This window comes from Leptospira alstonii serovar Sichuan str. 79601 (assembly GCF_000347175.1).
GTDB lineage: Bacteria > Spirochaetota > Leptospiria > Leptospirales > Leptospiraceae > Leptospira > Leptospira alstonii.
Map to the genome: position 1 here is coordinate 118,312 of NZ_ANIK01000016.1, position 14,799 is coordinate 133,110.

Annotated in this window: 14 protein-coding genes; all 14 read right to left on the bottom strand. The window is 45.7% G+C overall.

All coding sequences use genetic code 11. The features are described 5' to 3' along the window. Window position 1 precedes the first annotated feature (1 nt). The 14 genes from LEP1GSC194_RS04175 to LEP1GSC194_RS04240 are packed head-to-tail and all read right to left on the bottom strand — an operon-like array spanning window position 2 to window position 14,607. A complete protein-coding gene (locus LEP1GSC194_RS04175; protein WP_020772445.1) occupies window positions 2–2,593 on the bottom strand; it encodes a cobyric acid synthase in 2,592 nt (863 codons plus the stop codon). Further along, the gene (gene cobU / locus LEP1GSC194_RS04180; RefSeq protein ID WP_020772434.1) at window positions 2,594–3,172 is read right to left on the bottom strand and encodes a bifunctional adenosylcobinamide kinase/adenosylcobinamide-phosphate guanylyltransferase; all 579 of its coding nucleotides are present in this window, start codon (window positions 3,170–3,172) and stop codon (window positions 2,594–2,596) included. Next, entirely contained in the window at window positions 3,169–3,867 is a 699-nt protein-coding gene (locus LEP1GSC194_RS04185) for an adenosylcobinamide amidohydrolase (RefSeq protein WP_020772511.1), read from the bottom strand. The genes cobU and LEP1GSC194_RS04185 overlap by 4 nt, the downstream gene beginning before the upstream one ends. Further along, window positions 3,864–5,249, bottom strand: a complete 1,386-nt coding sequence (locus tag LEP1GSC194_RS04190) for a cobyrinate a,c-diamide synthase (RefSeq protein ID WP_017809431.1) — start codon at window positions 5,247–5,249, stop codon at window positions 3,864–3,866. The genes LEP1GSC194_RS04185 and LEP1GSC194_RS04190 overlap by 4 nt, the downstream gene beginning before the upstream one ends. Beyond that, window positions 5,249–5,785 (bottom strand): cob(I)yrinic acid a,c-diamide adenosyltransferase, encoded by a 537-nt coding sequence (gene cobO / locus LEP1GSC194_RS04195; RefSeq protein ID WP_017809430.1) that lies wholly within the window; start codon window positions 5,783–5,785, stop codon window positions 5,249–5,251. Before cobO ends, LEP1GSC194_RS04190 begins: the two co-directional genes overlap by 1 nt. Then, window positions 5,782–6,546: a precorrin-4 C(11)-methyltransferase gene (gene cobM / locus LEP1GSC194_RS04200; RefSeq protein WP_020772352.1), complete on the bottom strand. Its 765-nt coding sequence runs from the start codon at window positions 6,544–6,546 to the stop codon at window positions 5,782–5,784. Before cobM ends, cobO begins: the two co-directional genes overlap by 4 nt. Before the next feature lie 13 nt (window positions 6,547–6,559). Beyond that, window positions 6,560–8,092, bottom strand: coding sequence for a precorrin-3B C(17)-methyltransferase (gene cobJ, locus LEP1GSC194_RS04205; protein WP_020772487.1), 1,533 nt, complete (start codon window positions 8,090–8,092; stop codon window positions 6,560–6,562). Then, window positions 8,089–9,267: a cobalt-precorrin 5A hydrolase gene (locus tag LEP1GSC194_RS04210; protein WP_020772424.1), complete on the bottom strand. Its 1,179-nt coding sequence runs from the start codon at window positions 9,265–9,267 to the stop codon at window positions 8,089–8,091. The genes cobJ and LEP1GSC194_RS04210 overlap by 4 nt, the downstream gene beginning before the upstream one ends. Beyond that, entirely contained in the window at window positions 9,254–10,018 is a 765-nt protein-coding gene (cobI, locus tag LEP1GSC194_RS04215; RefSeq protein ID WP_020772496.1) for a precorrin-2 C(20)-methyltransferase, read from the bottom strand. Before cobI ends, LEP1GSC194_RS04210 begins: the two co-directional genes overlap by 14 nt. Beyond that, complete coding sequence (locus LEP1GSC194_RS04220) at window positions 10,015–11,256, bottom strand: bifunctional cobalt-precorrin-7 (C(5))-methyltransferase/cobalt-precorrin-6B (C(15))-methyltransferase (RefSeq protein WP_020772365.1); 1,242 nt, start codon at window positions 11,254–11,256, stop codon at window positions 10,015–10,017. The genes cobI and LEP1GSC194_RS04220 overlap by 4 nt, the downstream gene beginning before the upstream one ends. After that, complete coding sequence (locus LEP1GSC194_RS04225) at window positions 11,253–11,915, bottom strand: precorrin-8X methylmutase (RefSeq protein ID WP_036041325.1); 663 nt, start codon at window positions 11,913–11,915, stop codon at window positions 11,253–11,255. Before LEP1GSC194_RS04225 ends, LEP1GSC194_RS04220 begins: the two co-directional genes overlap by 4 nt. Next, entirely contained in the window at window positions 11,908–13,029 is a 1,122-nt protein-coding gene (locus LEP1GSC194_RS04230; RefSeq protein ID WP_020772433.1) for a cobalt-precorrin-5B (C(1))-methyltransferase, read from the bottom strand. The genes LEP1GSC194_RS04225 and LEP1GSC194_RS04230 overlap by 8 nt, the downstream gene beginning before the upstream one ends. A 15-nt stretch (window positions 13,030–13,044) precedes the next feature. Further along, the gene (locus LEP1GSC194_RS04235; protein WP_020772533.1) at window positions 13,045–13,419 is read right to left on the bottom strand and encodes a DUF3209 family protein; all 375 of its coding nucleotides are present in this window, start codon (window positions 13,417–13,419) and stop codon (window positions 13,045–13,047) included. A 15-nt stretch (window positions 13,420–13,434) separates the two neighbouring features. Next, on the bottom strand, window positions 13,435–14,607 hold the full coding sequence (locus LEP1GSC194_RS04240) for a CbiX/SirB N-terminal domain-containing protein (protein WP_020772406.1): 1,173 nt from the start codon (window positions 14,605–14,607) through the stop codon (window positions 13,435–13,437). Window positions 14,608–14,799 lie beyond the last annotated feature (192 nt).

A 14,799-nucleotide genomic window follows, 5' to 3' on the forward strand; every position in this document is an offset into this window, starting at 1 on the left:
TTTAATCCAGTCCTATCGCTCGGTGAATCAGATTCGTATTCAAAGACCGTCTAACGTGTGACGCCAGCCTATCCAAAGACTTTTCCAAATCGTAATGGACTTGGACGTCGATCAAAGGTTGTTTTCCCTTCCGGACTCGAATTTGATCCAGATATTTTCTGCGAAATTCGTCCTTATCAAAAACTCCGTGAATGTATGTTCCCCAAATCCTTCCCGTTAAATCGCTATGTCCCAACTCTTCGGTCTTGTCGTTTAGAAAATTTACGAGAGCATTTCCGACGGATTCTGTTTTTCCGTGATGAATTTCGTATCCTCGGACTCTGCATCCCGTGGGAATATGTGTTGCGGTAGTTTGTTCGAGAGATTTATCTTTTTCTAATACGGTTTCGATTTGTAAAAGAGCGAGTCCTTTCGCGCTCCCTTGATCGGTTTCGATTCTATACGGATCGAAAATGTTCCTTCCGAGCATTTGATAACCTCCGCAGATCCCTACTATATCGATTTTTTGATTTTGTGCGAGAGAGACAATTCGATCCGCTAAACCGATATCCCGTAAATGATTCAAATCGGCGATCGTGTTTTTACTTCCAGGAAGAATCAAAACGTCCGGTTCTCCCAAATCCTTCGGGGCCCGTACGATCCTTATTCGAACGTCGGGTTCGGATTTGAGCGAATCTATATCCGTATGATTGGAAATCCTAGGAGTGTCTATCAAAACGATGTCGATTCTTTCTCCTAGTTCCGATGTGTCGTCTAACGCTCCGGATTTGAATTCGAGGGAATCCTCCTCCGGTAACCCGAGGTTTTGAAGATGTGGTACGATTCCGAGCACGGGTTTACCGGTATATTCTTCGAGATATTCAGTACCCGTTTTTAAAAGTTCTTTTATCCCTCGGAAACGATTGATGATAAAACCGAAGACGAGTTTTCTTTCCCACTCCGAAAGGGTTTCCATCGTTCCTAAAATCGAACCGAAAATTCCTCCGTGATCTATATTTCCGACTAGGAAAACGTTCGCCTTGGCGTATTCGGCCATTCTCATATTGACGATATCGTTCCTTTTCAGATTCACTTCGGATGCGCTGCCCGCTCCCTCTATTACAATTACATCATATTCGGATGAAAGAGAATCGAAGGATTTTTTCACTTCTTCGAACGCGATAGTTTTGTATTTTGTGTAATCCTTGAAATCCATTGCAGCTACGGGTTTTCCGTTGACGATCACCTGCGAGTCCTTTTCACTCGAAGGTTTGAGCAAGATTGGGTTCATTCTTATATCGGGGATGATTTTCGCGGCCTGTGCCTGTAGGGCCTGTGCTCGTCCGATTTCACCTCCGTTCAAAGTTACGAAGGAGTTGAGAGCCATGTTTTGAGATTTGAAAGGCGCCACTTTAATTCCGTCTTGTACGAGAATGCGGCAGAATGCGGCGGTTAAGATACTTTTACCAACGTTAGACGCCGTTCCCTGTAACATGATCGCGGGCTTTTTTTTCGTATGTTTGCGGATTTTATTCGTTCCATATAGGACGTCCGAAAATGCGTTCACGATTTTTTCGTTTTCCTCCGGATTGCGAACCGCGATTCGAATGAAATTTTCGGATAACCCGGCAAAGTTTCCGCAATCCCGAACGGCGATCCTGTGTTTTCGAAGTAGTTTTTGGACTAAGGAAGATGTGTCGCGGTTGTTTAATATCTTAATCAGAATGAAATTAGCCTCGCTTGGAAATACATGCATAAAATCTAAATTACAAAGATCGGATACGAGTTTTTCTTTCCAGATTCCGTTTTTTTGTTTTGAGTTTTCCAAATATTCCGTATCCGAAAGCGCTTTTTCGTAAACCGATGCTGCGAGCGAATTTACGTTCCAAGTAGGGAGTCTTTTTGAAAGCAGGGAACAAATTCGAGAAGAAGCAAAACAAACTCCGATTCTCAAGCCGGGAATCGCAAGAATTTTTGTCATGGACCGAAGCAGAATCATGTTCTCGGTCCTGTCTCTGAGAAACGAGGATTCTTCCGGACAAAAATCGATAAAGGATTCGTCGATTACAAAACTTGAATTTGGGAACTCGTAGGCGATTTTTAGAATTTCGTTTTTATCAAGAGTGATTCCGGTCGGATTATTCGGATGTCCTAAGAAGACCAGAGCTTTTTGATCGGGTTTTGATTTTAAGACGTTTCGAACCTCGTCAAAATCCAAACGAAAAAAAATTTCCTCTTTGAGGACGAATTCCGTACAAGGAATGTTCCTAAGTAAAATCGCTTTCTTGTAGTCGCCGTAACAAGGAGTTGCGATCAAGGCGTAGTCGGCATCGACCGCAAAAGGAATCTGGAAAATAAGTTCGGACGCTCCGTTCCCGAGAGCGATCTGTCCCGGAAACATTCCGTATTTCGAATATATTTTTTCTTTTAAGGAAGTATAATTCGGATCGGGATAAGAAAGAAGGCCGCTGATTTTGGAATGGATAAACGGCCTTAACCATTCGGGAAATCCGATCGGATTGACGTTTGCGGAAAAATCCAAGATCTCGTTCGGTTTACACCCCGCTATTTGCGAAAGTTCGACAAGATTTCCTCCGTGTTCCGGTCGATTCACTTATCTTTCTTTTCCTTTAGTTTCAAATTTGTTTTCTCGTATCCGAAGAGGAATCCCGCTCACCATGAAGTAAACGGAATTAGCGTTATGCGCCATTGTTCGATTGCATGTTCCCAGAAGATCTCTGTAGATTCTCCCTATTTTATTTTCAGGCACGAGTCCCGATCCTACTTCGCTACTTACAAAAATCACACGTTCCGCTGCGGACTTCCGAATACAACGGACGAGTTCCGAACAATTCCTTTCGATCGTAGTTTCGTCGATTTCGGCTTTTTCTTTTTCCGCACGATAGAGTAGATTGTTGATCCAGAGGCTGAGGCAATCGATCACGACGATCGACCGCTTCCGTAAACGACCGGACTCAAATACATTCAAAAGATTGAATTCTTCTTCTACGGTTTCCCATGGAATATCCTTCCTTTCTTTTTTGTGTTTTAGAATTCTTTGATACATTTCCTCGTCAAAGACGGGACAGGTTGCGACAAAGTATTTTTGTCCTTCGCTTTTGTTGGCAAGTTCGAGGGCAAATCCGCTTTTGCCGCTTCTACATCCGCCCGTGATCAAGGTTATTTCGGTCATTCGTTTTCCGATTTTACGGATTTTCGAATCGATTCGTTTTCTTTCCAGTTTGCGATTCCTTGAGCTACTGATTCGTGAACGGCCTTTCCGATGAGATGACCTAAGAGAGTATGTTTTCCCGTATAACGCAATTCCGGGTAACGCGAGGGAGAAGCGAATGCGATACAATCGGTTCCGGTTCCGGTTGCGAGCTTCCGGCCCGCTTGGCTCGATATCTCAGCTTCCAATACGGCGAGTGTTCTTGCCTCCGCGATCAAGGAAACCGCTTCCAAGGAAGCGCTTAGATTCAAAGGAGCCGAACATTGTACGAGTATATTGATCGTTCCATATGCTTTCGGTTGGAAAGGGATGTCTCCTATGCGGACGGAGTTTCCAAGTCCGGCGGTGACGATCGATCGGATCCGTATATCTTCTTTTTGTAAAATAACTTCCGAATAATTTTCAAGACAAACGCTTGTGAGAAAGCCTACTACGTTTCTGGATTCTTCTTTTTGGAGTAAACGTTTACGGAAGTAATCGATCGGATCGATGTCCGGTGTGAGGTCCTCGTCTCGGACGCGATGCCATAAAACACAATCGACTTCTTCCCTCCAACCTCCTCCGATGATCGCCCAACTTAGAACGTTATGCGGCTCTTCAAAGTGCGCCGCGAGCCAAGATACGGAATCGATTTTTACGCAAGGAGCATGGATCATCTCGGAACCCGTAAACAGGATCGAACAAATCCTACCGGTAAGGTTGGGTTGGACGCCCAGTGCGCATGTACGTAGGAAGCGAGGACGGAATTATGAAGATAACCATCTTCGTTTACGTCGTTCCCTTTCCTTTTTCTGAGGTTGTAAGCCAGTTCGATCGGTTGCGATGGATCGAGTTCGAAATCGGAATAACGAAACTGATGACCTCTGAATCGAAGTCCTTCTTCGCCGAAGATCGTTTCTTTTTTTGTAACGACTTCGACGTAACCGAGAGCTTTTAATTTTTCGCCCATGGTCGCGGTTCCGGGAATCAGGCCGACCATCGGATGGGATTCTCCTCCAACGAGTCGGATTTCATTCGAAAGATACATGAGTCCGCCGCATTCTGCGTATATCGGCCGGTTATTATATGCGAATTCTCGAATGTCGTTTAACAAAGACTCGTTCTTAGATAAGGCGTGCGCGAAAAGCTCCGGATATCCTCCTCCGAAATAAAGTCCGTCCACGGGAGGAAGTCGGGAATCGGAGATCGGAGAGAAAAACACAAGTTCGGCCCCGGCTTGATTCAATCGCATTAAGTTTTCTTCATAATAAAAATGAAACGCGGAGTCCACGGCGATTCCGATTTTGCATCGACTCGAAACTATTTTTATTTTAGTGATCGGAGCTGAAATTTTCGGAGCGGAGCCCGCGATTTTTAAAACGGAATCTATCTCTAAACATTCCTCTCCTTTTTCTCCCCAAAAAACGAACTTTTCTTCGGGTAAATTTTCTTTCGAAGCGGAATACAAACCGAGATGTCTTTCCGGAAACGATTGTTCGGGATGTTTTGAAAATCCTCCCAGGATCGGAATGTCCAAGGACGCGTCTTTGAGAAGTTGAATATGGGATTTACTTCCTATAAAATTGGTGAATGCTCCCGCGAGATTCAAATCGGAATCGAAAGTTTTCAGACCTTTTAGGATTGCGGCGACGGTTCTTGCCATCCCGCTTGCGTCCACGACGACTAACACGGGTGAGGCGAGCCATTTTGCTATCTCCGCCGTGGAACCGACCTCCGAGTTCGGAGAATGACCGTCGTACAATCCCATCACTCCTTCAATGACGGTTATATCTGCGTTATGACACGCTTGATGAAAGGTATTCAATACGGATTCTTTTCCCATCAACCATCCGTCCAGGTTATGACAGGTTTTTCCGGACGTCCGGGAATGGTACGTGGGATCCAAATAATCGGGTCCGCATTTGAAGGTCGCGACCTTCAATCCTCTTTTTCGGAGAGCTTGCGTAAGTGCGAGAACGATCGTAGTTTTTCCGACACCGCTTCCCGTGCCTGAAATTACGATTCTCGGAGTTTTGATTTCTACGTTGGAAACGTTCATCAGAAATCGATTCCTTTTTGCGCGGGAATTCCGTTTCGATACGGATGTTTTTTGACTTGGGTCACGCTGACTAAATCGGCGTAGTCCGTCAGAATTTCCGGGCAGTTTCTTCCCGTGATCACAACGTGAACGTTTTTCGGTCTTTTGGCGAGGATATCGATTACCTCTTGCGCGTTTAACCAGCCGTAATGGAACGCGTAGGTAATTTCATCGAGTATTATAATATTATGATTTCCTTCTAATATCATTTTGCAAGAGGCGGACCATGCGGCTTGTGCCGCGACCCTATCCTTGTCCAGATCGTCGCTGTCCCAGGTAAAACCCAAACCCATAACGTAAAAGTCGAGTTCCGGAATTGTCTCTGCGAACATCCTTTCTCCGGTTTCCCATTTCCCTTTTAAGAATTGAACGATTCCGCATTTTAATTCTCTTCCTAACGCGCGGAACACGATTCCAAGCGCTGCCGTGGTTTTTCCTTTCCCGTTCCCGGTGTGAACGATCACGAGTCCTTTCGTTTGTTCCGTATCCGAAATCATGATTTTTTTTTCGCCTTTCTGAAGCCGTGCGAAAAATCCGCAGAATACAATCTGGAATCCGCAAAATCGGAACAGTCTAAAACCGGACCTACAAATACAATCGCTGTGGATGAAATTTTTTCAGTCTTCACCTTTTCTGCAATATCGCATAACGTTCCTGTGAGAATTTTTTGTTCCGGCCAGGTCGCTCTTTGAACGACCGCAACCGGGCACGTTTCTCCGTAGTAAGGACTTAGTCTTTCGACGATCTTTCGAATGTGTAAAACGCTTAAAAAGAGCGCAAGAGTGGCCCCGGACTGGGCCAGAATTTCAAGTCTTTCCTTTTCCGGTACGGGTGTTCTTCCTTCTGTACGAGTGATGATTACGGTTTGAGAAACTTCGGGAAGAGTCAGTTCTTTTCCCAAAGCCGCAGCGGCGGCGGTAAAGGAACTGACTCCGGGAACGATCTCGTATTCAATATTCAAAAAATTGAATCTCCTTATCTGTTCCGCGGTGGATCCGAAGATGGAAGGATCTCCGGTATGGACCCTGGCTACGTCTTGGTCTTTTTCTTTAGCTTGCAGAATTACGGAAATAATTTTGTCCAACGTCATATTCGAAGAATCTAATACGACTGCGTCTTTTTGCGCTCTTTCGATCACCGCCTTGGGAACGAGTGAACCGGTATAAAGAACAACCGGACAGGATTCCACAAGTTTTGCCCCTTTTATCGTGATCAATTCCGGATCGCCCGGACCGGCTCCGATGATGTAAACTTTCATAGCCCTTCGCTCTTTAACATTTTAAAATGATTCCACGAACCAGATTCCAAACTTCCAAGGGTAACGTTCCCAACCAGGAGATGTCCGTATATTCTTGTCCGTTTAAAAAAACAGTTTCACTTTCACTTTTTGCATAAGTCAGAAGACGTTCGCTTACGGAAGAGTTTCTATGTATAACGAATCTCTCGTAAATTTCTCCGGGGGAAATTTCTTTTGGAACGATCATCAAAAATTCAAATATAAATTTTCGAACTTTTTCAAAATCCGTAATATTCAATTCTAAATATTTACCTCCGTATTCTCCCGGGTCGGCAAAACCGAAATCCTCGAAACGCGTAGGGGTTTTAAGTTTTCCCACGATATAAAACTTTTCTAAAGTATGAAAAATAATTCCTCCGCCCAAGCGACCTATGTAGGCTAACGTGTTCTTTCCGGGATCTACGGATTCTAAATTTTTTTGTACATCCCGTTTTTGAATTTGTGAAAGTAGATGTAACGTTTCCTTTGCGTTTATAGCCGAAGAATCTTGATTCATAGTCTTTGAAGTGATGGAAGAATCCATCCTTTTCGAGAAGGTCGGTGTATCGGAAAGCGTCGAACTTTTGGAAGATTCTTCTCGATTCTCTTCCACTTCCATTACGGAGGTCGAGGTTTTGACAAAGGCTCCGTCTATCTTTGTGATGTTTAGGTTTATGCGGGAATCGTTTGCGTTCTCTCTGCTTTGTAAATCTCCGACGGAACGAAGTGAAAAACCTTTTCTTTGTCCTTCCTTAAGGCTTGCGTCTTCCAAAGAATACTTGTTCGTGTAACCTCTCGGAGTGATCATAAAACCTTCGTAAACGAATGTGTTCGTGGAACCTATGATCACGGTAGTGTTCATTCCGATTTCGTAATCCAAGAAACGATCCAAATCGGAAAGTCTGACGTCTTGTTGTTTTCGATACGCGCTTTTGACCAAGGCGACCGGAGTTGTTCCGGGACGATGTCGCTTAATAATTTTCGAAGCTTCTACGATTTGCCTTTGTCTTCGTCCTGAAGCCGGATTGTAAAGAGTGATCACGAAATCCCCTTTGGCCGCGTATTCCAAACGATTTTCGATGACGGACCAAGGAGTCAAAAGATCCGAGAGGGAAATTCTCGCCGTATCGTGAACGAGGGGCGCGCCTATCAAAGAAGCGCAGGAACTATCCGCCGTAACTCCCGGAATCATTTTAATTTCGGGAGGATCGCCCCTCTTCCAACCGATTTTTTTCAACACTTCGAAAACGAGTCCCGCCATTCCGTAAACGCCAGCGTCTCCCGAAGAAATCAAGGTGACGATTTTACCTTCTTTTGCAACATCGATCGCCGTTTGCGCCCTGCCCACTTCTTCCGTCATTCCGGTTCGGGTCACTTGTTTGCCGACTAAATGGTGTTTGACGAGTCCGATATAAGTGGTGTAACCGATCACAAGGTCCGCTTCTTGAATCGCTCGTAAAACGGCCGGTGTTACATGTGCGTCGTTGCCCGGACCGATTCCGACGATGTTCAGCCTCCCCTTTTTCATTTTTCTTTCTTCTCTAAGTTTATTAAAAAATCGGAATGTAGTATCGAGTTCTGCGATCGTTTCGGGTACGGAATTCTGGAAATTGCGATCGTAAGATTTTTACCGTTCGAGTCTTCCTTGTATTTTTGTTTGGGAAGAAGAAGCGAATCCGCACCCGAAGCGAGAAGACTTGCGGCTTCACTCACGGATTTTGTTCCGACGAAATTTTTTACGACATCCGAGGGGGAGACAATTCTAGAAACCCGGTCCAATTCTTCCGACGGGAAAGTGAGCAATTCCCAGCCGTATTTTTGAGAGAGGGCGAGAAACGCCTCCTCGTCTTTTTTTATATCGGCGGTGGCGATCAAACGAACGCTTTGAATGGCGAGCCCGTTTTCGTTTAACGTTTTACGGATCCCGTTTTCGACGGTTTCAAAAGGGATGTTTCGGTCGCAACCCAAACCTAAGACCAATGATTTAGTATAATATAATATAGAATTTTTATAATGACTTTTGTGGGTTGTCGCTAGGTCGTTTCTGTCCGTGGCGATCAAAAGGATTTCGTAATCGTTTGGGTCGACGTAGTTTAGAGATGTGGAATATTCCACACCTTTCGGAAGGGTTTTATCGATCGGCCACCAATTCGGTTCTCCGGATTCCTGCACGAACAAAACCTTGGTTTCGTTCACGACTGCCGCACAACCTCGGGTTACGTTTCGATCGGGATGTTCCAAAACCCAACCGAGTTCCCGACCGAGTATATCCACGGTTAAAGTTTCGGAAACGTCGGATGCGGTCGTGATCACGGGGATATTGGCAAGAGTTTCGGCGAGTCTTTCGGTAAAAAAGTTTCCTCTCCCGACGTGCCCCGATAAAACGCAGATCGAAAAATTGGCGCGATCGTCCACGCAGAGAACCGCGGGGTCCGCTTTCTTATTTTTCAATAGAGGAGCGATCATACGTACCACGGCGCCCACGCTGACGACGAATATATGACAGTCGTATTCTTGGAAGGTTTCGCGTAACGTTTTGTCCATGGGAAGGGAAAGAAGTTTGGAGTTCGGCGGGGCGTCTTGGATGAATTTAGGAGAAACGAAAAGATCCGCCTCTTTCCAAACGGATTGAATTCTTTTGGCGATCTCGAGTCCGTGTTTTGTGATTACAAAAACGGAATACGGTTTTCTATTCCGTTTCAATGTTTTGTCCTCTCAACACGCCTTTGCGTTTTCGAATCGATAGAACCACCGTCGAAAAGTAATCGCAGCTTTCGTTTTGGATCGTTTCCAGATCCTTGACGATTTTTTGCCGATCGGTCGTTCCGTAAGAAACATAGATCGCGTTTTTAAGAATATTCAATTCTTTCAATATACTAACGAGCCGCGGAACGACCTGCCCGACTTTTGTGAGAACGATCGTATCGAAATGTCGTACGAGTTCGGGAAGGTCTTCGATTCCGTAGGTTCCGGGAATCACGCAGAAACGTTCTCTTCCGTCTGCAAGAGGAGTTTGAAGGACGGCGGGAATCGCAGTGATGGACGAAACCGCGGGAACGATTTCGACTTCGATTCCGGGCCAACGATCTCCCGCTTCTTCTAAAAGATAACTCCAGGAACTGTAAACGGAAGGATCTCCTTGAGTGATAAAAGCAACGTTATGCCCCCTTTCTAAACGTTCGCCGATTTCCGCAAAGGCCTTATCCCAGGCGGGAATAAGAATTTTCGGATCTTTTGTCATCGGAAAATGAAGAAACAATTTTTCTTGGGAAGGATTTTCTCCGATGATCGGAGAACAAACCCTCCAAGCGAAAGGATCCAGGTGTTCGCTACTTTTAGGAATCGCAAGTACGTTCACAGAATTTAAAATCTGAACGGCTCTGAGCGTAATCAAATCCGTAGCGCCCGGGCCTACTCCGACCCCGTAGAGTTTTCCGTATTTCTTGGAATTCATGCGGAGAATCCCTCCGGCTTTGTGATTTTAAAGATGTGAATCGGATTCAGAGCCTCGTACTTAAGATAGTCCGCGAGAGGTTGACCTCTGGAAACGTTCAAAAGAGTTACTTCCGGCACGAGTCCCAACTTTTTGAAACTTTGGTGGGCTTCCGAGACGTTGTCCAAGGTGACCGCGTTTACGACCAAACAACCGAAAGCCGAAAGTCTATTTAATGAAATTCTAATAATCTCATAAAGGTTTCCTTTGGAGCCGCCCACAAAGACGCAGTCCGGGTCGGGAAGATTTCCCAAAACCTCCGGAGCTTTTCCCGGAATTACTTGCACGTTATCCGCTTTTCGGGAAAGCGCGTTTTGTCTGCAGATTTCGATTCCTTCCGGATCGACTTCGATCGCGTACGACTTTCCGTTTTTGGAGATTTGCGCGGCTTCGATCGCCACCGAACCGGAACCGGCTCCTATGTCCCAGATGACGCTGTCGTCTCTGATACCCAAAAAGGCGATGGAAAGAATTCTAACTTCCTTTTTTGTGATTAGTCCTTTTTTAGGAATCCGTTTCGCATAACTTTCTTCGGAAACGTTAGGCACAACTTGCGGGGATTTCCAGTTCGTATCGTTTCGAACGAGAATCAAGACGTTCAAAGGACCGATCCCTTTCTCTTCGCTTAACGATTTCAGATCGAATTTACGGACTTTTTCCTTTTCGCCGCCTAAATTTTCGCAAACAAAGGCGGTCCAATCGGACTCGTCGAAAGAGACCAGATACGAAGCGATCGCCTGCGGATGATTGATCTCGTCTGTGAACAACGCGACCTTACGAAACGATTGCAGTTTTGTAACGAGCCCTTTTAGGGGTCTTCCGTGTAAGGATAAAATTTCCGCGTCGTCCCATTTGATTCCGACCCTGGCAAAGGCGTGTTGAATCGCGCTGGGTGCGGGAATAATATCCACATGTTCAAGTCCGACTTTTTTAACGATCCGGCTTCCGATTCCGAAAAAAAGAGGATCTCCGGATGCAAGCACGCATATCGTATGTTCGCAAGCCAGTTCCGCGATTTTTTCGATCGCCTGGAAACAATCTCCTTTGAATACGATCTTTTCACCGGGGAACTGAGGAAAAAAATCTAGATGTCTTTTTCCTCCGGCAAGAACCTGCGCTTTGGCGACCGCGTTAGCCGCAATACTCGATAACCCAAGACAACCTTCGTCGCCCATACCGATCACTGTAACCGCTTTCATTTATCCCCTCTTCGGGAGGATAAAAGAAGAAGGGCGTGTAAGATCGCGACCGCGATTGTACTTCCGCCTTTTCTGCCTCTCGTGAGAATATAGGGAATATCAGAATATTCTAATGTTAAAACGGCTTCCTTGGATTCCGCCGCGGAAACAAAACCCACCGGAACTCCTATGATCAGAGCCGGTTTGATATTTTCCGCCCGGATCAGTCTTTCGATTTCGAGCAAAGCGGTGGGAGCGTTTCCGACGGCAATCACGGCTCCATTCAAAAGATTGAATGTTTTTGCTTTTCGGATCGCTTCGACGGCTCTTGTGAAATTTTTTTTCTTGGCGCGTTCGATCACGTCCGGGTCGGAGATAAAACAGTATGTCTTACAACCGTAAGCTTCGAGTCTTTCCCGGTTGAGACCGGCGATGATCATTTGAACGTCGCATACGATCGGACATCCTTTCTTTAGCGCGTCGATTCCGGAATCGATCGCTTGTCGATGTATCTTGGTGATGTTTTTGAACTCGAAATCCGCGGTCGCATGGATGATCCTTCGAACCACTTCCCATTCTTCTTTGGAAAAGGAGTGAACCCCCGCCTCTTCGTCTATGATGGAAAAGGATTTATCTTCGATCTCCCTTCCGAGAGTCGTCATTTGTCTCATGTCATTCATGGATCGTATTTCCTTCCGTAAAGTCGATGTTTTGCGAAAAACCGTCGCACTTGCCCAAAAGCGCTCCGTCAAAGTCCACCATATAACAGGAAATCATCATATTCGTACCCGCGTGTTTGGAGCAGTTCTTAACGACTATTTCGCAGATTTTTGTCGAGATGATTTCGTAACCGTACGCTTTACAAACTTCTAATACGTGTCTTGCGGTATTCGCGTGTTGGATTTTGATCGCGATCGTTTCCGGAACTCCCGCGGACCTTGCGATTTCCGATAACATTTTCGTATTCACGGAAGAACCTCCTCTGTGAGTCATCATTACGCCGTCGGCCATCTTGGATAACTTTCCGATCATTCCTACGATGATGACGCGACGGATGGATTCTTTGACCGAGGTTTTGATTCCGGTGCCGATAAAGTCGCCGACTTGGATGAAGGAAAGTTCATTCCAATTCGGGAATAGATCCATCGCGAACTTTTCGGACTTACCGCCCGTTGTGAGAACCGCCGTATCGATTCCGTATTCTCTCGCCACCTGAATCGCTTGGATGACGCTTGCTTTAAACGCCGCCGTGGAATACGGTTTGACGATTCCGGTGGTTCCAAGGATGGAAATACCTCCGATCAAACCGAGGCGTTCGTTCATCGTTTTTTTCGCCATCTCTTGGCCGCCAGGAACGCTGATTTCCACCTCAGCGCCGTTAAACGAACTTCCCTGTAATTCTTCCAAGATCATTTCGCTGATGTTTTTTCTAGGAACCGGATTGATCGCGGCTTCCCCTACTTCCAGGCCGAGTCCCGCTTTGGTGACGGTTGCGACTCCGTCTCCGCCTTTTAAAACGATTTTACTCTCTTTTGTTAAGCGAACTCGGGCCGTTAGTTCCGCTCCGTGAGTACAATCCGGGTCGTCCCCCGCGTCTTTGACAACGCTGCAAACGGCAACTTCACCTTCGAGTTGGCAACGTTTGACCGGAAAGAGAACCAGTCTTTTATTCGGAAGAGTCGTTTCGATTTCCAAAACGGGTTTACCTTTTAAGAGAAAGCGGGTCGCAGCCTTTGCCGCCGCTGCGGAACAGGCTCCCGTCGTAAATCCTTCCCTCAAATCTTTCGCTATCATCGCCTAACGTATCGATTACGCCGGAAAAATTTCATGAACGAAATCGTGTATCTCTTCCAGGTCTCGAAAAAGATTTTGAAAGGTAAAAATGGAATTTTTTAATTCGAATTCTATCTTCTTGGTTAAGATCAAAAGAGAACGATAATATGCCATTTTAGGATCGTCCTTTTTCGTTTTGGAAATCATTTCCTCCAAATCGGTTAAGGAAGCTTCGTAAAATTTGATAAGCGACTCGAAGTCTTTCGCTTCCGCCAAGGATCGGATCGGTCCCGGAGCGTTTAACCTTTCTTCTCCGATTTCCGCTCGTTCGTGTCGGATCGTGGCCTCGTCCCTGATCCCGATTACGTTCATCATACCCAACCGCAACGCGGCTACTTCGTGACATGCCATTCTATTCTCCTCAAATTATTGCATGATGTTGTCGACGAGTCTCGCGACCAATCGATCGTTTAACAGGTGTTCTGCGACGAGCTCTTCCGCGTCGTTTTCGTTCACTCTTTGATACCAGATCCCGTCCGGATAGACGACTAGGGTCGGGCCTTCCCCGCATCTTCCCAAACAGGAACTTTTAGAAACTCTAAAGTCCGTTTGTCTGCCGTGTTTTTTAATATGGGAGCGGATCCGATGGATAAGCGAAATGCTTCCCTTGCTCGCGCAGTCCGCGCTCTCGCAGACGTAGATGTGTTTTTTAAGATTTTTATGCGGGAACTCGTGAGGAGCGGCCTGAGTATGAGTTTCCAAATGTCTCATACTCCAAAGAAGCGAGTTCAGACCGCCGACTTTGTTTTTAAGTCCGGGGATGGAAACTCGGTACTCGCAGTTATCGCAGGGAAGGATTCCCTGTCCCGAAAGAGCTTGAAAAATCCTTTCGTCCAGGATCGGAAACAAAATCGGATCGGGTCCGAAATGAGAAGCCGTTTCGATTTTGATCCAAGGATATTTTTCGGAATATTCCCTAGATATATTATAAATCTGTTGTATTAATTTTCCTTTAAATAGAAAATACGGAAGAATCAGAATGCGGTCCGGCCTGAGTTTAGCGGACATTTCCAGACTTTCGCGTAAAAGAGGTTTTGTGATTCCGATAAAACTGGGTTTAACAAAAAGAAAGGAATTGGATTCCTCGAAAAAACGAACCGCCTTGTAAAAGTCCCCGTTTGCGTCCGCGTCGGAGGCCCCCCTCCCCACGACGATAACGCCGGTTCTGGACGCCGAGCCGGTCTGTTTGGAGCGATCGGATAATAAATTTATGATATTTGCATGAATTCCCAAGGGCGCCGCCAAAATAAATCGATGATTCGGGAATTCCTCCTTGAGATCGGAAAGGATCAAAGGGATATCGTTTTTGACGTGATTGGAAGCGAACAAAAATAGAGGAAATATTAAAATTTTTTTATGTGTTTTTGCAAATCCGCGAAGCGCCGTTTTTAGGTCGGGTTTCGCGAGTTCGATGTAAGCGATGTTGATTTCATATTCGGGACGAAGAGCCGCGTATCCTTGAACGAAGGTTTCAAATTCCTGGCGGGAAGAATTTTCCCTACTTCCGTGTCCTACGATCAGAATTCCGAAAAGGTTCACGCTCTTTACGCCTTCTCCGGTTTTAAGCGAAGCATAACGTATCGATCTTTTAAAGTCGAGGCGGAAAACCGGATCGTGATATTCAATATCCGGTAAACATTCTCAATCGCGGACGTAAAAACGATAGGCATGGGAAACTCCTACTTTTCGGATAAACTTAAAAATCAAACGACGACTAACGTATCGATTCTC

What these genes read in the sequence shown, in the direction of transcription:
- LEP1GSC194_RS04220 (WP_020772365.1), bottom strand. Translation starts at nt 11,256, where the DNA reads ATGAAAGCGGTTACAGTGATCGGTATGGGCGACGAAGGTTGTCTTGGG.
- cobM (WP_020772352.1), bottom strand. Translation starts at nt 6,546, where the DNA reads ATGAAAGTTTACATCATCGGAGCCGGTCCGGGCGATCCGGAATTGATC.
- cobU (WP_020772434.1), bottom strand. Translation starts at nt 3,172, where the DNA reads ATGACCGAAATAACCTTGATCACGGGCGGATGTAGAAGCGGCAAAAGC.
- LEP1GSC194_RS04230 (WP_020772433.1), bottom strand. Translation starts at nt 13,029, where the DNA reads ATGATAGCGAAAGATTTGAGGGAAGGATTTACGACGGGAGCCTGTTCC.
- LEP1GSC194_RS04190 (WP_017809431.1), bottom strand. Translation starts at nt 5,249, where the DNA reads ATGAACGTTTCCAACGTAGAAATCAAAACTCCGAGAATCGTAATTTCA.
- cobI (WP_020772496.1), bottom strand. Translation starts at nt 10,018, where the DNA reads ATGAATTCCAAGAAATACGGAAAACTCTACGGGGTCGGAGTAGGCCCG.
- LEP1GSC194_RS04235 (WP_020772533.1), bottom strand. Translation starts at nt 13,419, where the DNA reads ATGGCATGTCACGAAGTAGCCGCGTTGCGGTTGGGTATGATGAACGTA.
- cobJ (WP_020772487.1), bottom strand. Translation starts at nt 8,092, where the DNA reads ATGAAAAAGGGGAGGCTGAACATCGTCGGAATCGGTCCGGGCAACGAC.
- cobO (WP_017809430.1), bottom strand. Translation starts at nt 5,785, where the DNA reads ATGATTTCGGATACGGAACAAACGAAAGGACTCGTGATCGTTCACACC.
- LEP1GSC194_RS04185 (WP_020772511.1), bottom strand. Translation starts at nt 3,867, where the DNA reads ATGATCCATGCTCCTTGCGTAAAAATCGATTCCGTATCTTGGCTCGCG.
- LEP1GSC194_RS04225 (WP_036041325.1), bottom strand. Translation starts at nt 11,915, where the DNA reads ATGAATGACATGAGACAAATGACGACTCTCGGAAGGGAGATCGAAGAT.